Source organism: Sphingobacterium bovisgrunnientis (assembly GCF_009829085.1).
GTDB classification, from domain to species: Bacteria; Bacteroidota; Bacteroidia; order Sphingobacteriales; family Sphingobacteriaceae; genus Sphingobacterium; species Sphingobacterium bovisgrunnientis.
Window position 1 is genome coordinate 1 of sequence record NZ_WUQY01000185.1, and the last position, 377, is coordinate 377.

A 377-nucleotide genomic window follows, 5' to 3' on the forward strand; every position below is an offset into this window, starting at 1 on the left:
AGCAGGGTTTTATTCAAGGGTGTAGGCGTTTTGTTAGTATAGATGGATGTTTTCTAAAAGGAAAAAATGGTGGTCAATTTTTAGCAGCAGTTGGGGTAGACGCCAACGATTGTACATATCCAATTGTGTATACGGTCGTTGAGAAAGAGAATACTAGTTCGTGGCGATGGTTTCTGATGTTGTTGTCCGAGGATCTGGTAATGGAGAATTAGATGTCCATTATGTTCATGAGTGATAGACAGAAAGGACTAATAAATGGTGTGGCGGAATTATTTTCGCAATTAGAACACAGGTTTTGTGTTAGGCATATGTATCAGAATTTCTTTACTGCTGGCTTCAAGGGTAAGCAGTTGGAAGATTATTTGTGGGATGCAGCA

Annotated in this window: 1 protein-coding gene; it reads left to right on the forward strand. The window is 39.5% G+C overall.

Annotated features, from left to right (window positions below; all coding sequences use genetic code 11):
* On the forward strand, window positions 1-212 hold a 212-nt coding region (locus GOQ16_RS18575), incomplete at its 5' end, for a hypothetical protein (RefSeq protein ID WP_160070452.1).
* Between the last annotated feature and the right edge of the window lie 165 nt (window positions 213-377).